This is a genomic window from Tenacibaculum ovolyticum DSM 18103, assembly GCF_000430545.1.
In the GTDB taxonomy this organism is placed as follows: domain Bacteria; phylum Bacteroidota; class Bacteroidia; order Flavobacteriales; family Flavobacteriaceae; genus Polaribacter; species Polaribacter ovolyticus.
In genome coordinates, this window is record NZ_KE387164.1 from 32,807 (window position 1) to 48,083 (window position 15,277).

Below are 15,277 nucleotides of genomic sequence, written 5' to 3' on the forward strand. Positions count from 1 at the left end.
TTTTTAAATAAAAAAAACCTTCTAGAAATGTCTAGAAGGTTAATTTTCCCTTAAATATCATTTTCGTTATATCCCCATATCTTCGAAACTTGATGCTACAAATGTATAATAGACTTTTTATTCAGAAAAGGGGATTACCGCAAAAAAACATGTGGATTACCGCATAATGCCTTGTTTGTTAATTTTCTAAATAAAAAAAACCTTCTAGAAATGTCTAGAAGGTTGATTTTCCCTTAAATATCATTTTTCGTTATATCCCCATATCTTCGAAACTTGATGTTACAAATATATAATAGACCTTTTGTTTTAAAAAGGGGATTACCGCAAAAAAAAGTGTAGATTACCGCATAACGTATTGTTTATTAGTTTTTTAAATAAAAAAACCTTCTAGAAATGTCTAGAAGGTTAATTTTCCCCTTAAATATCATTTTTCGTTATATCCCCATATTTTCGAAAACTTGATGCTACAAATGTATAGTAGGGTTTTCGTTTTAAAAAAGGGATTACCGCAAAAAAAAGTGTGGTTTTCTGTATTTTGATAAGTATTCATAAAGTAAATAAACCTTCCAGAATTAACTGAAAGGTTTATTTTAATTTCTCTTTTTTTTTAGAATTTCCCCAGAATGTTTTAGCATTCTTAGGCAAAGATATAGCTAGGTTTTCGGGTAGGAAAAGGGATTACCGCAAAAAAAAGTGTGGTTTTCCGCAAAAATTAATCTAAAATACCTAACTCCTTGGCTTTTAGAACCAAGTCTGTATTGTTATGTGCTTGTAAATCGGTACGAAGTTTTGCAAGTTTACCTTCTATAGATCGTACCTTAACTAAAGTTCCATCTGCTTTTTTTATAAATCCTTCTAAGTTGTTTATTTTAGCGTGTTTAGGTAGTTCTTTTAATATCTGAATAGCAATGTCATCCATTTGAATTTCTACCAAAGCTCTTTTTAAAAGTTTTTGATGTATTTTATGTGTGTAATACACTTCACCTTTTAGCATTTTTTGTATTGCAAACGTTAATTCGTCTGTATTACAATTTCCTTTTAAAATATAAGCAGAAGGGTTTAAATTGTGTATAACATTAAACACACGGTTAGTTTCTGAATGACCAGTAATTACCCCTGTTTTAATATCAATTCCCTCTTGTTGAATTGCTTTTATTAAGGCTTCACCACTGTCTAAAATTACATTACCATCATTATTATCGAAACTTAAATCGGTAAAAAGAATATGAAATGGCGTGTCGGCAAGATTTGATTTTATTTTTGATAGTGCTTCATCACAAGAATTTACTGTTTCTATGTGTAAATTGTCAATATCTTTCAGGTAAGAAAGAATACCTTCAAGAATTAACTGATGGTCATCGACTAATAGTATTTTTGTTTGTCCAGGCATTTAAGGGGATTTGAATACTGGTTTTAGTTCCGTTACCTACCTCACTTTTAATATCTAAAGAGCCGCTTAGCTCTTCAACACGTTCTTGCAGGTTCTGTAAACCAATTCCTTTTTTACTAATATTGGCGTCGAAACCGATGCCATTATCTGTAATGCTCAAAAGTACATAATTTTTCTGTATAGCAAAATCGATGACTATTTTACTAGCTTTAGCGTGTTTTTTACAGTTTTGTACACTCTCACGAGTGCTTAAGTATAATAATCGTTTAATGGAATCATTTATGGTAATCCAATTATATTCTTGTAAACCACTTACTTTTATTCTAAAATCGAGTTCAAAATAATCACTCACTAAATTAATTATTTGATCTCTAAAAGAAACTTTATCAAAACTAATACTACTTAATTGATGTGATAGGTTACGAACATTCTCTTTAACAGCATCTAATTTTTGAGCCTCTTCTAATAAATTCGATTTTTCTAATTTTTGATGTAATAAACGTAAGTCTCCAGCTACTTCATCATGTAGTGATTTAGCAATCTGTTGACGTTCATGTTCTCTAGCCTCAATTCTTTCTAACTGTGCTCGGTATAATAATTTTTTTCTTCTGAAAAAGAAAAACAAAACACTTACTCCAAATAATAGTAACCCACTTGCGGCTGCTAGCCATCCAATAGTTTGTTGTTGTTTATGATACACTATTTCTACTTGTTTTTTTTCGTTTTCAGATTTTAAAACAACGTTCTCTTTTTCTTTTTTATCAGTTTCATACCTAATTTTAGCAAACTGATTTTTTAATTGACGCTCTTTATCAAATAAGCTATCATTAAGTTTAATGTATTGTTGTAAATATTTTTTTGATTGCTCTCCTTTCGTTAATTCTGAAAGATTTTCTAAAGCTTCTAGCCATTTTTTATTGTTATGGGTTTGTTTGGCGTATTTTAAAGCCTCGTTTGAATGAAAAAGTGCTTTTTTATTTTGATTTAGATCTTTGTAGTAATCTGAAATGTTTATATGTGTAAGGCTTCCATCGCTAATGTTGTTTATTTTTTCTCTAATTTTTAAAACTTCATTATATTGTTTTAAAACATTTGTTTTATTGCCTAGTAAAAAATTACTAGCGGCTAAATTTTCTAATAAAAAAGCATATTGTATTGGGTATTTTTCTTTAATACTGTCAAAAGTTAACCCTTTAAGGAAATATTGAATAGCTTTTTTGTGTTGGTTTGAGTTTTGGTAAAGAAACCCTAAATTATTTATAATATATAAATAACCAATGTCATTTTTGTTTAAGTTGTTATATTTTAGTGATTTATTGTAGTACTCTAAAGCAGTATTTTTTTGTTTCAATTCTTCAGAAACAATGCCTAAAATGTTATATGTTATTTCTAGATATTTAAAAGACTTTATAGGTTCTAAATATTTAAGTGCTTCTATTGAACTAATTTCACTTCCTAAATAATCTTTTGCTTCTCGTTGTAAATTTGCAATACTTAATAAGCGACGCCCAACTGCTAACGAATCATTAAGTTGTCTAGAGATATTTTTAGATTGATGATAATAATAAAAAGCACTATCAACGTTTACTAAAATTTTTTGTTCTAAAGCTTTGAAATGTAGGTGTTTTGCTAATAAAGTTGAGTCCTTCGTTTTTATATAGAGCTTACTAATATTTTTGTTAACAAAACTAAGGTCATCTATTAGATTGTTATAAAAGGAGTGAACACCTAATTGAATATTAGTTTTTCTTATTAAAGAGTCGACATTAGATTTTTTTGCAAAAAAAACAGCTTTTTTAAGGAAAGTGGTTTTTTTAGTATTATAAAAATTGTCTGATTTTTTTAAATAAAAGAAAACAGAATCTATATCTTCATTTTGTGAATAAGAAGATTGTAAAAAGAAACATAAGAAAGAGGAAAGAAAAAATTTAAGCATAAAAATAAAAACACCTTGTTTTTAAACAAGGTGTTATAGTGTAAGTTTATTTACCATCACCGCCTTGACTTCCAGTACCACCACCAGTATTTGGATCGTCAACGATAATGGTAGGGTCATCACCATCATCATTTAGGTTGATTGGACTTGGATTAGTTGGTTCAGGATTGTTTGGTTCAGGAGTTAGTGACATTTCCACTTTTTGTAATTTTTTGTCTTCCATAGTTAATAGAGTTTTAATTAAAATTTTTAGTGGGGGAGTTAATTTAGATCCCTAAAATAAAGGGTTTATCGGAGAACAACAAAAAATTAGCTAAATTTTATATTAATTTAATGTCGTAATATTTTTTTTATCATAACTAAAATGAAGGTAAATTACTTGCTTTATAGTTATAAATGAATAGGTTGCTTGGCTCATTTTTTACTTCAAATAGTTACTTACGAAGTGATTTTATTAAATAAATCCCAAAGCACGATTCCACAACTTACTGATATATTTAAAGAATGTTTGGTACCTAATTGAGGTATTTCAATACAATAATTAGCAGCTGAAACTATTTCTTGTTGTACACCTTTTACCTCGTTTCCCATAACTACTGCATATTTTTGGTTCGGTTCTGGAATGAAATTATTTAGCATAGTACTATTTTCTGCTTGTTCGATCGCTAAAACTTTAACGTTATCTTTTTGTAGTTTTTCAACCAAATCAATTGTGTTTTTGATATGTTCCCAAGCAACAGACTCTGTAGCACCTAAAGCTGTTTTATGAATTTCTTTATTTGGTGGCGTAGCAGTAATTCCGCACAAATATATTTTTTCAATTAAAAAAGCATCCGAAGTTCTAAAAACTGATCCTACATTATTTAAACTACGAATGTTATCTAGTATTACAATAATGGGTGTTTTTTTAGTTTCTTTAAACTCGTTAACTGTAATTCTACCTAACTCATTATTCTTTAGTTTTCTCATAATACTTCAAATTTCAGTTTTATTTTGTCATTGAAAGGCACTAAGAAAGTTGTTGTTATTCTAAATAAATAAATTATTTCGTGACTTTTCCTCGTAATGACGAGTCTTTTGTGCTTTTATTTAAAAAAACAAACAGTGCTACCGTTTATTAAAAACAGTAAATGACTAACTACTTTTTTCTATCTTCGCAAAACTAATTTAAAAATCTTAAAAATTGGCAAAAACAAAGGCAAAAAAGGTAACTCCATTGATGCAACAATACAACGGAATTAAAGCGAAATATCCGGATGCAATGTTGCTTTTTAGGGTAGGTGATTTTTATGAAACCTTTGGAGAAGATGCGGTAAAAGCATCTGAGATTTTAGGAATTGTTTTAACAAAAAGAGGTGCTGGTAGTGAAAGTGAAACTGCTTTGGCAGGTTTTCCGCATCATTCACTAAATACCTATTTACCTAAGTTAGTAAAGTCTGGTTTACGAGTTGCTATTTGCGATCAGTTAGAAGACCCTAAAATGACAAAAACGATTGTAAAACGAGGAGTTACTGAGCTAGTTACTCCAGGTGTTGCCTTAAATGATGAGGTATTACAATCGAAATCTAATAATTTTTTAGCCGCAGTACATTTTGGTAAAAAAATAGTAGGAGTTTCATTTTTAGATGTTTCAACCGGTGAGTTTTTAATTGCCCAAGGAAACGAAGAGTATATAGATAAGCTTTTACAAAATTTTTCACCTACTGAAGTTTTAGTTGAAAAGAAAAATAAACAACGATTTTTAGAATTGTTCACAAATCGTTTTCATACATTTTATTTAGAAGATTGGGTTTTTCAAAAAGAGTATGGAAATGAATTACTGAGTAATCATTTTAAGGTTAAAAACTTAAAAGGGTTCGGTGTTGAAGAGTTAGAACAAGGTATTGTTGCGGGTGGTGCAGCGATGCATTATTTATCAGAAACGCAACATAATAAAATTGAACACATACAATCGATAAGCAGAATTGCCGAAGATAACTATGTGTGGATGGATCGTTTTACGGTTAAAAACCTAGAATTATACGGAGGTAACTCAGTAAATTCAGTGTCTTTATTAAATATTATTGATAAAACAATTTCTCCTATGGGAGGAAGGTTGTTAAAACGTTGGTTGGCCTTACCGTTAAAAAACTTAGAGGAGATTCAACAGCGTCATGAATTGGTAAAGTTTTTAATAGATAACGATGCTTTTTTAGAAACAGTAATTTATCAATTAAAACAAATTTCTGATATTGAGCGATTAATATCGAAAGTGGCAACGGGTAAAGTTTCACCAAGAGAAGTAGTTTTACTAAAAAACTCATTAAAAGCAATTCTTCCAATAAAAGAAGCGGCCGGGAAAAGTAAAAATAAAACAGTAAAAGAAATAGGAAAGCAATTACATGATTGTAAATTATTAATTGATAAAATTATTGAATCTGTTTTAGAAGAAGCGCCTGTTAATATAAATAAAGGAAATGCTATTGCGGCTGGAGTTTCTACTGAGCTTGATGAATTAAGAAATATTTCTAATTCAGGAAAAGAATATTTAGATAATATGTTAGCTCGTGAAATTGAGCGCACAGGGATATCAAGTTTAAAAATTGCTTTTAACAATGTGTTTGGTTATTATATTGAGGTTAGAAACAGGTATAAAGAAAGCGTTCCTGAAGAATGGATTCGTAAACAGACATTGGTGAATGCCGAACGTTATATTACTGAAGAGTTAAAAGAGTACGAAACTAAAATTTTAGGAGCAGAAGAGAAAATTCAACAATTAGAAGCTGATATTTTTGCAAAATTAGTCCAGTTTATTATTGGTTTTGTAAAACCAGTACAAGAGAATGCTCAGAATGTTGCTAAAATAGATGTGCTATTATCGTTTGCAACTTTGGCGATGGATAATAATTATGTGCGTCCGATAATGGATGATAGTACAGATATAGAAATTAAAAACGGACGTCACCCAGTAATAGAAAAACAATTACCAATTGGCGAAGAGTATATTGCGAATGATGTTGTTTTAAACCGTAATCAGCAACAGATAATTATGATTACAGGACCCAACATGTCTGGTAAATCAGCAATTTTGCGTCAAACTGCATTAATTGTTTTATTAGCACAAATGGGAAGTTACATACCAGCACAGAATGCAAGAATTGGTATTGTGGATAAAATTTTTACTAGAGTTGGTGCGAGTGATAATATTTCGATGGGAGAATCTACTTTTATGGTAGAAATGAATGAAACTGCTTCTATTTTAAATAATATTTCAGAACGTAGTTTGGTGTTGTTAGATGAAATTGGTCGTGGTACTTCTACTTACGATGGTATTTCTATTGCTTGGGCTATTGCTGAGTATTTACATGAACATCCATCAAAAGGAAAAACATTATTTGCAACACATTATCATGAGTTAAATGAAATGACAACTACATTTAAGCGAATAAAAAACTTTAATGTATCTGTGAAGGAATTAAAAGATAGTATTATTTTCTTACGTAAGTTAGTTGCAGGAGGTAGTAATCATAGTTTTGGTATTCATGTAGCAAAATTAGCAGGAATGCCAAATATGGTAATTCATAGAGCACAAAAAATTTTAAAACAATTAGAAAAAAATAATGCTCAGAAAGAGGTTAAAGAAGTTTTAAAAGAAACACAGCATGAAGAAATGCAAATGAGCTTTTTTCAATTAGATGATCCTTTGTTAGAAGATATTAAAGAAGAAATTTTAGCTACAAATATTGATACACTTACGCCTATTGAAGCTTTAATGAAGTTGAACGAAATTAAGCGAATGTTAGTGAAAAAATAATAGATTTCTTGTTGTGAGCAAGAGTGAATTATTGTTAATAAATTTCGACACCTAATCGAATTATTATAAAGCTTGTTATATGCTACAAGATATAAGTTTTAAAAAAATTAATAAACTAGCTTTTCCTGCTTTAATCGCAGGAGTTGCAGAGCCTTTATTATCTACTACAGATTTAGCGATTGTAGGTAATGTAAATGTGAATGCCACCGAAAGTATTGCTGCAATTGGTATTGTTGGCGCTTTTTTGTCGATGCTTATTTGGGTGTTTGGGCAAACACGTAGCGGAATTTCATCTATTATTTCTCAATATATAGGAGCTAATAAATTAGATGAAGTTAAAAATTTACCAGCTCAGGCTATTGTAATTGTATTAATAACGAGTTTGTTTATTTTAGGGATTAGTTACCCTTTTACAAAAGAAATATTTCAGTTTTATAATGCTTCTGGTACTATTTTAGAATATTCGATTGAGTATTATAAAATACGTGTTTTTGGTTTTCCGTTTACACTATTTGTAATTGCAGTTTTTGGTACTTTTAGAGGATTGCAAAACACCATGTATCCAATGTTAATTGCTATTATTGGTACTGTTGTAAATATCTTGTTAGATATTGTTTTAGTATATGGTGTTGAGGGGTATATTACAGCAATGAATATTAAAGGAGCTGCTTATGCGAGTGTAATTGCACAAGTTGTTATGGCAATTGTAGCAGGATATTTATTATTAACTAAAACACAAATATCATTAAAATTTACTTTGCCTTTTAATAAAGAAATTCGAAGGTTTATAACAATGATTTTAAACTTATTTGTGCGTACCATAGCTTTAAATACTGCATTGTATTTTGCAACGTCTTATGCGGCATCTTACGGAAAAGAATATATAGCTGCCTATACAATTGGGTTTAACCTATGGTTAATGGGGGCTTTTATGATTGATGGGTATTCATCTGCAGGAAACATATTGTCGGGTAAATTATTAGGGGCAAAGTCATATACTGCTTTAGTGAAACTAGGAAATAACTTAATTATTTACGGACTCGCTTTTGGAGCAGTTTTAGCACTTTTCGGATTTTTGTTTTATGATTATATAGGAAGTATTTTTATAAAGGATCAACAAGTTTTGGAAGAGTTTTATGCTACTTTCTGGATTATCCTTGTAATGCAGCCTATTTGTTCTATTGCCTTTATTTATGATGGAATGTTTAAAGGGATGGGAGAAATGAAATATTTACGAAATGTATTATTGTTATCTACAGCATTCGTATTTATTCCAGTTCTATTAATTTTGGATTCTTTGGGTTATAAGTTATATGCGATTTGGATTGCTTTTTTTGCATGGATAATAGCTAGGGGAATTCCTTTAATTCTTAAATTTAGAAATACGTTTTTATCTCGCTCTTAAAAAGAGTAATTTTGAAAATAAAATAAGTAACAATGAGCACAACCAGAGAAAACGGAAGTTTATACACTCATATTGATAATAAGATTGCGATAGTTGAATTTGGGCATCCAGCAAGTAATTCATTTCCGAGTGAATTGTTAGGACGTTTAGCAAATGAATTTGATGGGTTATCAAATAATGATGATGTAGCTATTGTTGTGTTAAAATCAGAAGGTGATCGTGCCTTTTGTGCAGGAGCTTCTTTTGATGAGTTAGTTGCAATTGATACTCTAGAGGATGGTAAACAGTTTTTCGCTGGTTTTGCAAATGTAATTAATGCAATGCGTCGTTGTTCTAAATTAATTGTTGGTAGGGTACAAGGTAAAACTGTTGGTGGTGGTGTTGGTTTAGCAGCTGCTTGTGATTATGTTTTAGCAACAGAGCACGCTTCTATTAAGCTTTCTGAGCTTACTATAGGTATAGGGCCATTTGTAATTGAACCAGCGGTAAAACGTAAAATTGGTGTTAGTGGTTTAGCGGAATTAACATTAGATGCTACTAGTTGGAAAAATGCGTATTGGGCAAAGGAAAAAGGTTTATATGCACGCGTTTTTGAGTCTATTAGCGATTTAGATAAAGAATTACCTATTTTTACAGAGAAATTAGCCTCTTATAACACAGAAGCATTATCTGAAATGAAAAAAGTGTTGTGGAAAGATACTGAACACTGGCAGAAGTTATTGGCAGAGAGAGCAGAAATATCAGGTAAATTAGTATTGTCTAATGCTACTAAAAAGGCGTTAGCAAAGTTTAAAAAATAAATATGTTTTTAATTCAAGATATAAAAGAGACTCAAAGTTATAAAGCAGGGTATGAAGTCGGGAAATGGATTTATCATAATCCGACACTTTCTATCCTTATAGGAGTTGTTCTTTCTGTAGGTTTCGTTTGGTTATTAACAAAAATTGTAAAACAAATTCGTACTTTCGGCGAATAATAAGATATAAATTATGGGAGGAGATTATTTATTTGCCATTTTAGCAGCAGGAGTAGCAATAGTGTATTTTTATAATAAATATAGAAGTAATAAAAAATTTAAAAGATAGTGAGCAATATTAGAATTACAAAGCAATTTTCTTTTGAAACAGGTCATGCCTTATATGGATATGACGGAAAATGTAAAAATGTTCATGGTCATAGTTACAAACTATCTGTAACTGTTATAGGACAACCTATTGCTGATGCATCAAACGTAAAATATGGGATGGTTATTGATTTTACAGATCTTAAAAAGGTTGTAAAAGAAGAAATTGTTGATGTTTTTGATCATGCAACAGTGTTTAATCAGAATACACCGCATGTTGAGTTGGCTAAAGAGTTAAAAGATAGAGGGCATCATGTTATTTTAGTTGACTATCAGCCAACTAGTGAGATGATGGTAATTGATTTTGTAGAAAAAATTAAGAATAGACTTCCTGAAAATATTAAGCTTCATGCCATTAAACTACAAGAAACAGATTCTAGTTTTGCAGAGTGGTTTGCTTCTGATAATTAAATAATCTTTAATATTTTTTAAATTACTTTGTAATATATAGTTAAGTTTATGTACTTATTAGTGTAAACTATATAATTATGAAAAATCTATTTAAAATATTTGTAAAATTTTACAAATGCGAAATAAGAACGTTTAATAAAATATTGGGGATAAAATAAATATATTATTTTCCATTAAAATCGTTCATTGTATTGGCCATTCCAGCTGTAATAAAAGAAGTAATTGCTTTAACTGATGTTGGAATGCGCTCAATCATTTCACTTTCTTCATCTTTACTCCATTGTCCTAGTACATAATCTACTTGACGACCTCTACCATAATCTGCACCAACACCAAAACGAAAACGAGGGTATGCACCTGTGTTAAATTTATCCTGAATATCTTTTAATCCGTTATGTCCACCAGAACTTCCTTTTGGTTTTATACGTAGTTTACCAAAATCAATATTTAAGTCATCTGTAATTACTAATAAATTTTCTACCTGAATATTTTCTTGCTGCATCCAATACATAACGGCCTTTCCGCTTAAATTCATATAAGTACTAGGTTTTAAAACAATTACAGTTTTTCCTTTAACTTTTAATTTGGCAACGTCTCCTAGCTTTTCAGTTGTAAAGCTAGCATCATGTTCTTTTACAAAAGCATCTACCAGTTTAAAACCTATATTATGGCGTGTATTATCATATTTTTCGCCAATATTACCTAATCCTACAATTAAAAATTTTTTCATAAACTCTTTTTTTGTGATGTTTTAAAATACAAAAATAAAAAAGCGTTACAAAAAATGTAACGCTTTTATAAATTATGTGTGCAAAGATTATTCTGCAGCAGCTTCTGTAGTAGCTTCTTCAGTTTCTTCTTCTGCAGTAGCATTACGAGAAGTTCTTACTTGAACAACAACAGTGTTGTCTGGGTGTAAAAATGTATAGTCATCATTAAATAAAGATGATATAAATAATTTATTTCCAATTTTTAAACCTGAAATATCAGCAGTTAAAAAATCTGGTAAATTAGCTGGTAATGCTTTTACTTTTAATTTACGGTTGGTAAAACGTAAAGCACCTCCATTTAAAACACCAGGAGAAGTTCCTGCTAATTTTACTGGAATATTCATTGTTACCATTTTGTCATCAAATAACTGATAAAAATCTACATGTATAATTCTATCTGTTACTGGGTGAAATTGAATGTCTTGTAAAACAGCACTATATTTTTTACCATCGATTTCAATCGAAGCAGTAAATACGTCTGGAGTAAATACTAAAGGCTTGAACGATTTTTCTTCAGCTGAAAAGTGAACAGGCTTGTCTCCTCCGTATAATACGCAAGGAACCTTTCCAGCATTACGTAAGGCTTTAGTTGCTTTTTTACCTACGCTTTCTCTTTGTGATCCGTTGATTGTAATTGATTTCATTACTTCTTTTATTTATTAAAATTTATTTACATTAAAAATTGTCCGCTAATAGATGTATTGTCATGCACTTTATGCATTACATCAGCGAATAAAGTGGCGCAAGTTACTACTTTTATTTTAGATACACTCTTTTTCAAAGGAATTGTATCTGAAACAATTAGTTCGGTTAATTGCGAATTTTGAATTCTTTCATATGCATCACCAGAAAGTATTGGGTGTGTACAAATTGCGCGTACACTTAAGGCACCTCTTTCTATCATTAAATCGGCAGCTTTGGTAAGAGTTCCTCCTGTGTCAATCATGTCATCAACAAGAATTACATTTTTACCCTTTACATCACCAATTAACTCCATATGAGAAATAATATTGGCTTTTTCACGTTGCTTATAACAAATTACAACATCGCTTTCTAAATATTTAGAATAAGCATATGCTCTTTTTGACCCTCCCATATCAGGAGAAGCAATAGTAAGGTTGTCTAATTTTAAGCTTTTTACATATGGTAGAAAAACTGTAGAGGCAAATAAATGATCTACCGGCTTTTCAAAGAAACCTTGAATTTGATCTGCATGTAAATCCATGGTCATAATTCTAGTTGCTCCCGCAGCTTCTAGTAATTTAGCTACTAATTTAGCTCCAATAGCTACACGTGGTTTATCTTTTCTGTCTTGACGTGCCCATCCGAAATAAGGCATTACAGCTGTAATGTGTCTAGCAGATGCACGTTTTGCAGCATCACACATTAATAGCATTTCCATTAAATTATCTGCTGATGGAAATGTTGAACCAACAAGAAATATTCTTCTTCCTCGTATAGATTCTTCAAAAGCAGGTTGAAATTCACCATCGCTAAAATGTGTTGTTTTTACATTACCAAGTTCTACACCGTATTCTTTAGCAATTTTTTCTGCTAGTTCGATACTTTGGGAACAAGTAAAAATTTTTGGGCTTAATTGATCTATAGCCATTTGTAAAAAAGGTATTTATAGTTAGTGTTGTTGAAAGGGCAAAAGTAAAACTATTTTAAGAGTTTAAAACTTATTTTAATTGAATTAATTAAAATATTTTATAAATTCGCAAACCTAAATTATGCTCGAGTGGTGGAATTGGTAGACACGTTGGATTCAAAATCCAATGTCGCAAGACGTGCGGGTTCGATTCCCGCCTCGAGTACAAGAAAAGCTTCAACAATTAGTTGAGGCTTTTTTATTAGGGTTTAATTATCTAAAGAATCTTATAAGTACCAATAAATTTATTCTACAATTAAAAAGAGTATCACTTTTTTATTTTTCGTAAAAACTATAATCGTTATCGATTTTTTGATACGCATTAAAAAGATAAACGAATATTCACAATATACCGTTATAAGTTATTTCTATTTAAAAAACTATAGTCATCACTTTATCTTATTTAAATTTGTAGCAGAACTTAATCTATTTAAAAAATGAAGAAATTATATTTAGCAGTAGCAGCGGTAAGCTCTTTGCTTTTTTCTTGTAACAGTGAAAAAAATCACATTGAAGGAAAAGAAAAAGGAAAATGTCCATTTGGTTTTGACAAGGGGCATAAAAAAGAACAAATTACACAAACTAAATCTAATAAAGATTGGTGGCCAAACAAACTTGATCTAGATGTTCTAGCACAAAATTCAGCATTGTCAAATCCAATGAAAAAAGACTTTAATTATGCTGATGAGTTTAATAAGTTAGATTATGCCGAATTAAAGAAAGATCTTACAAAGTTAATGACAGAATCTCAAGATTGGTGGCCAGCTGATTATGGTCATTATGGGCCGTTATTCATTCGAATGGCTTGGCACAGTTCAGGAACTTATCGTACGGGAGATGGAAGAGGAGGAACACGTATGGGGTTACAGCGTTTTGCGCCACAAAATAGTTGGCCAGATAATGGTAATTTAGATAAGGCAAGAAGACTATTATGGCCTATAAAGCAAAAATATGGTAAAAAGATTTCTTGGGCAGATTTAATTATTTTAACAGGAAATGTTGCTATTGAATCAATGGGTTTAAAAACAATTGGTTTTGCAGGAGGAAGAGAAGATGTATGGGAGCCTCAAAAAGATATTTACTGGGGTTCTGAAGCAGGATGGTTAGAAAGTAGACGATTAGATAAAGAGGGTAAATTAGATTTAGAAGTTGAAAATCCTTTAGCTGCTGTACAAATGGGATTAATTTATGTAAACCCTGAAGGACCAAACGGAAAACCAGACCCGGTTGCTTCTGCAAAGAATATACGAATATCTTTTTCTAGAATGGGTATGAATGACGAAGAAACGGTAGCTTTAATAGCAGGTGGACATACTTTTGGGAAAACTCATGGTGCAGGCCCAGCAGAAAATGTAGGAGCATCTCCAGAAGCAGCAGGCATTGAAGAGCAGGGATTAGGTTGGAAAAGTAGTTATAAATCTGGTAAAGGAAAAGACGCTATTACTTCAGGTTTAGAAGTTGTTTGGACACCTACACCAACAAGATGGAGTCATGCTTTTTTAAATACATTATTTGATAATGAATGGGAATTAACTAAAAGTCCTGCAGGAGCTCATCAATGGGCTGCAAAAGGTGTAGGGGAAGTTTTTCCAGATGCTTTTGATAAAAATAAAAGACATAGACCAACAATGTTAACTTCTGATTTAGCATTGAAATTTGATCCTGATTATAAAAAAGTATGTCAAAATTTTATAGACAATCCATTATCTTTTGATGAAGCATTTGCAAAAGCTTGGTTTAAGCTTACGCACAGAGATATGGGGCCAAAATCAACATACTTAGGTTCGGCATTTCCACAAGAAAACTTTATTTGGCAAGATCCAATTCCGACACAAAAGGATAAATTAATTACTAAAACGGATATTAAAACACTTAAAAAAGAAATTCTTAATTCAGGAGTTCCTCATAATCAGTTGGTAGAAACAGCATGGGCGTCAGCATCATCTTATAGAGGTTCTGATAGAAGAGGTGGAGCTAATGGCGCACGTATTCGTTTAGAGCCACAAATTAATTGGGAAAGTAATAACCCAACGCAGTTAAAAAAAGTATTAGCTGTTTATGAAGCAATTCAATCTAAATTCAATAATACTTCTAAAGATATAAAGGTTTCTATTGCAGATTTAGTTGTTTTAGGAGGTTCAGCAGTAGTTGAAGAGGCTGCTAAAAAAGCTGGTTTTTCAATAGAGGTACCTTTTAGTCCAGGAAGAATGGATGCAACACAAGAGCAAACAGATGTTGCTTCGTTTGATGTTCTAGAGCCAATGGCAGATGGATTTAGAAATTATCAAAAGAAAAAATATACACTTACAACTGAAGAGTTATTAGTAGATAAAGCACAATTATTAACTTTAACTGCTCCAGAAATGACAGTTTTGGTTGGGGGTATGCGAGCATTAAATGTGAGTTATAATGCTTCTAAAAAAGGTGTTTTTACTACAAAAACAGGTGTTTTAACGAATGATTTCTTTGTAAATCTTTTAGACATGAATACTTATTGGACTCCTATTGCTGAAGATAAAATGGAGTTAGAGGGTAAAGATAGAAAAACAAATGTAGTTAAATGGACAGCTACAAGAGCAGATTTAATTTTTGGGTCTAATTCTGAATTAAGAGGTTTGGCTGAGGTGTATGCAAGTGATGATGCAAAAGAAAAGTTTGTAACAGATTTTGTTACTGCTTGGGTTAAGGTTATGAATTTAGATAGATTTGATTTAAAATAGAAAAGTAGTTAGTGTTTAATACCTATATCATATTAAAAATTTTAATGTGATATAGGTTAATTATTTCTATTAGTTAGA

The 15,277-nt window shown here is 30.8% G+C and carries 13 protein-coding genes and 1 tRNA gene; 7 read left to right on the forward strand and 7 right to left on the reverse strand.

Annotation, left to right across the window (positions count from 1 at the left end):
* Positions 1-712 precede the first annotated feature (712 nt).
* The 4 genes from H518_RS0114875 to H518_RS0114890 all read right to left on the reverse strand — a co-directional run bounded on the left by H518_RS0114875 (position 713) and on the right by H518_RS0114890 (position 4,295).
* Positions 713-1,390, reverse strand: coding sequence for a response regulator transcription factor (locus tag H518_RS0114875; RefSeq protein WP_028889803.1), 678 nt, complete (start codon positions 1,388-1,390; stop codon positions 713-715).
* Positions 1,356-3,326, reverse strand: coding sequence for a tetratricopeptide repeat-containing sensor histidine kinase (locus H518_RS0114880; protein ID WP_028889804.1), 1,971 nt, complete (start codon positions 3,324-3,326; stop codon positions 1,356-1,358). Before H518_RS0114880 ends, H518_RS0114875 begins: the two co-directional genes overlap by 35 nt.
* A gap of 46 nt (positions 3,327-3,372) precedes the next feature.
* On the reverse strand, positions 3,373-3,525 hold the full coding sequence (locus tag H518_RS21180) for a hypothetical protein (RefSeq protein WP_155995244.1): 153 nt from the start codon (positions 3,523-3,525) through the stop codon (positions 3,373-3,375).
* Positions 3,526-3,764: 239 nt separating this feature from the next.
* Entirely contained in the window at positions 3,765-4,295 is a 531-nt protein-coding gene (locus H518_RS0114890; protein ID WP_028889805.1) for an RNA methyltransferase, read from the reverse strand.
* Between the two features lie 214 nt (positions 4,296-4,509).
* Here H518_RS0114890 and mutS point away from each other — a divergent pair, with 214 nt between their 5' ends.
* The 5 genes from mutS to H518_RS0114920 all read left to right on the forward strand — a co-directional run bounded on the left by mutS (position 4,510) and on the right by H518_RS0114920 (position 10,058).
* On the forward strand, positions 4,510-7,119 hold the full coding sequence (gene mutS / locus H518_RS0114895) for a DNA mismatch repair protein MutS (RefSeq protein WP_028889806.1): 2,610 nt from the start codon (positions 4,510-4,512) through the stop codon (positions 7,117-7,119).
* A 79-nt stretch (positions 7,120-7,198) separates the two neighbouring features.
* On the forward strand, positions 7,199-8,524 hold the full coding sequence (locus tag H518_RS0114900) for an MATE family efflux transporter (RefSeq protein WP_028889807.1): 1,326 nt from the start codon (positions 7,199-7,201) through the stop codon (positions 8,522-8,524).
* A 32-nt stretch (positions 8,525-8,556) separates the two neighbouring features.
* Positions 8,557-9,324 carry an enoyl-CoA hydratase/isomerase family protein gene (locus H518_RS0114905; protein ID WP_028889808.1) on the forward strand — a complete coding sequence of 256 codons (768 nt, stop codon included), beginning with the start codon at positions 8,557-8,559 and terminating at the stop codon, positions 9,322-9,324.
* Positions 9,325-9,326: 2 nt separating this feature from the next.
* Positions 9,327-9,500 carry a hypothetical protein gene (locus H518_RS21185; RefSeq protein ID WP_155995245.1) on the forward strand — a complete coding sequence of 58 codons (174 nt, stop codon included), beginning with the start codon at positions 9,327-9,329 and terminating at the stop codon, positions 9,498-9,500.
* 108 nt (positions 9,501-9,608) lie between these two features.
* Positions 9,609-10,058, forward strand: a complete 450-nt coding sequence (locus H518_RS0114920; protein ID WP_028889809.1) for a 6-pyruvoyl trahydropterin synthase family protein — start codon at positions 9,609-9,611, stop codon at positions 10,056-10,058.
* 163 nt (positions 10,059-10,221) lie between these two features.
* Here the strand turns inward: H518_RS0114920 and pth are convergent, their stop codons facing one another.
* The 3 genes from pth to H518_RS0114935 all read right to left on the reverse strand — a co-directional run bounded on the left by pth (position 10,222) and on the right by H518_RS0114935 (position 12,440).
* Positions 10,222-10,788, reverse strand: a complete 567-nt coding sequence (pth, locus tag H518_RS0114925; protein ID WP_028889810.1) for an aminoacyl-tRNA hydrolase — start codon at positions 10,786-10,788, stop codon at positions 10,222-10,224.
* Between the two features lie 87 nt (positions 10,789-10,875).
* Positions 10,876-11,472 carry a 50S ribosomal protein L25/general stress protein Ctc gene (locus H518_RS0114930; RefSeq protein ID WP_028889811.1) on the reverse strand — a complete coding sequence of 199 codons (597 nt, stop codon included), beginning with the start codon at positions 11,470-11,472 and terminating at the stop codon, positions 10,876-10,878.
* Between the two features lie 26 nt (positions 11,473-11,498).
* The gene (locus H518_RS0114935; protein ID WP_028889812.1) at positions 11,499-12,440 is read right to left on the reverse strand and encodes a ribose-phosphate pyrophosphokinase; all 942 of its coding nucleotides are present in this window, start codon (positions 12,438-12,440) and stop codon (positions 11,499-11,501) included.
* A 123-nt stretch (positions 12,441-12,563) separates the two neighbouring features.
* On the opposite strand from H518_RS0114935, the gene H518_RS0114940 reads away from it, so the two are divergent.
* Together H518_RS0114940 and katG are read left to right on the forward strand one after the other, a co-directional pair.
* Positions 12,564-12,645 (forward strand) — tRNA-Leu (locus H518_RS0114940).
* A 271-nt stretch (positions 12,646-12,916) separates the two neighbouring features.
* Positions 12,917-15,199: a catalase/peroxidase HPI gene (gene katG, locus H518_RS0114945; protein ID WP_028889813.1), complete on the forward strand. Its 2,283-nt coding sequence runs from the start codon at positions 12,917-12,919 to the stop codon at positions 15,197-15,199.
* The last annotated feature ends 78 nt before the right edge of the window (positions 15,200-15,277 follow it).

Excerpts from the sequence above, each read along its gene's own strand:
- H518_RS21185 (WP_155995245.1), top strand. The coding sequence starts at position 9,327 with ATGTTTTTAATTCAAGATATAAAAGAGACTCAAAGTTATAAAGCAGGG.
- H518_RS0114935 (WP_028889812.1), bottom strand. The coding sequence starts at position 12,440 with ATGGCTATAGATCAATTAAGCCCAAAAATTTTTACTTGTTCCCAAAGT.
- H518_RS0114875 (WP_028889803.1), bottom strand. The coding sequence starts at position 1,390 with ATGCCTGGACAAACAAAAATACTATTAGTCGATGACCATCAGTTAATT.
- H518_RS0114890 (WP_028889805.1), bottom strand. The coding sequence starts at position 4,295 with ATGAGAAAACTAAAGAATAATGAGTTAGGTAGAATTACAGTTAACGAG.
- pth (WP_028889810.1), bottom strand. The coding sequence starts at position 10,788 with ATGAAAAAATTTTTAATTGTAGGATTAGGTAATATTGGCGAAAAATAT.
- katG (WP_028889813.1), top strand. The coding sequence starts at position 12,917 with ATGAAGAAATTATATTTAGCAGTAGCAGCGGTAAGCTCTTTGCTTTTT.
- H518_RS0114880 (WP_028889804.1), bottom strand. The coding sequence starts at position 3,326 with ATGCTTAAATTTTTTCTTTCCTCTTTCTTATGTTTCTTTTTACAATCT.
- H518_RS0114900 (WP_028889807.1), top strand. The coding sequence starts at position 7,199 with ATGCTACAAGATATAAGTTTTAAAAAAATTAATAAACTAGCTTTTCCT.
- H518_RS0114905 (WP_028889808.1), top strand. The coding sequence starts at position 8,557 with ATGAGCACAACCAGAGAAAACGGAAGTTTATACACTCATATTGATAAT.
- H518_RS0114930 (WP_028889811.1), bottom strand. The coding sequence starts at position 11,472 with ATGAAATCAATTACAATCAACGGATCACAAAGAGAAAGCGTAGGTAAA.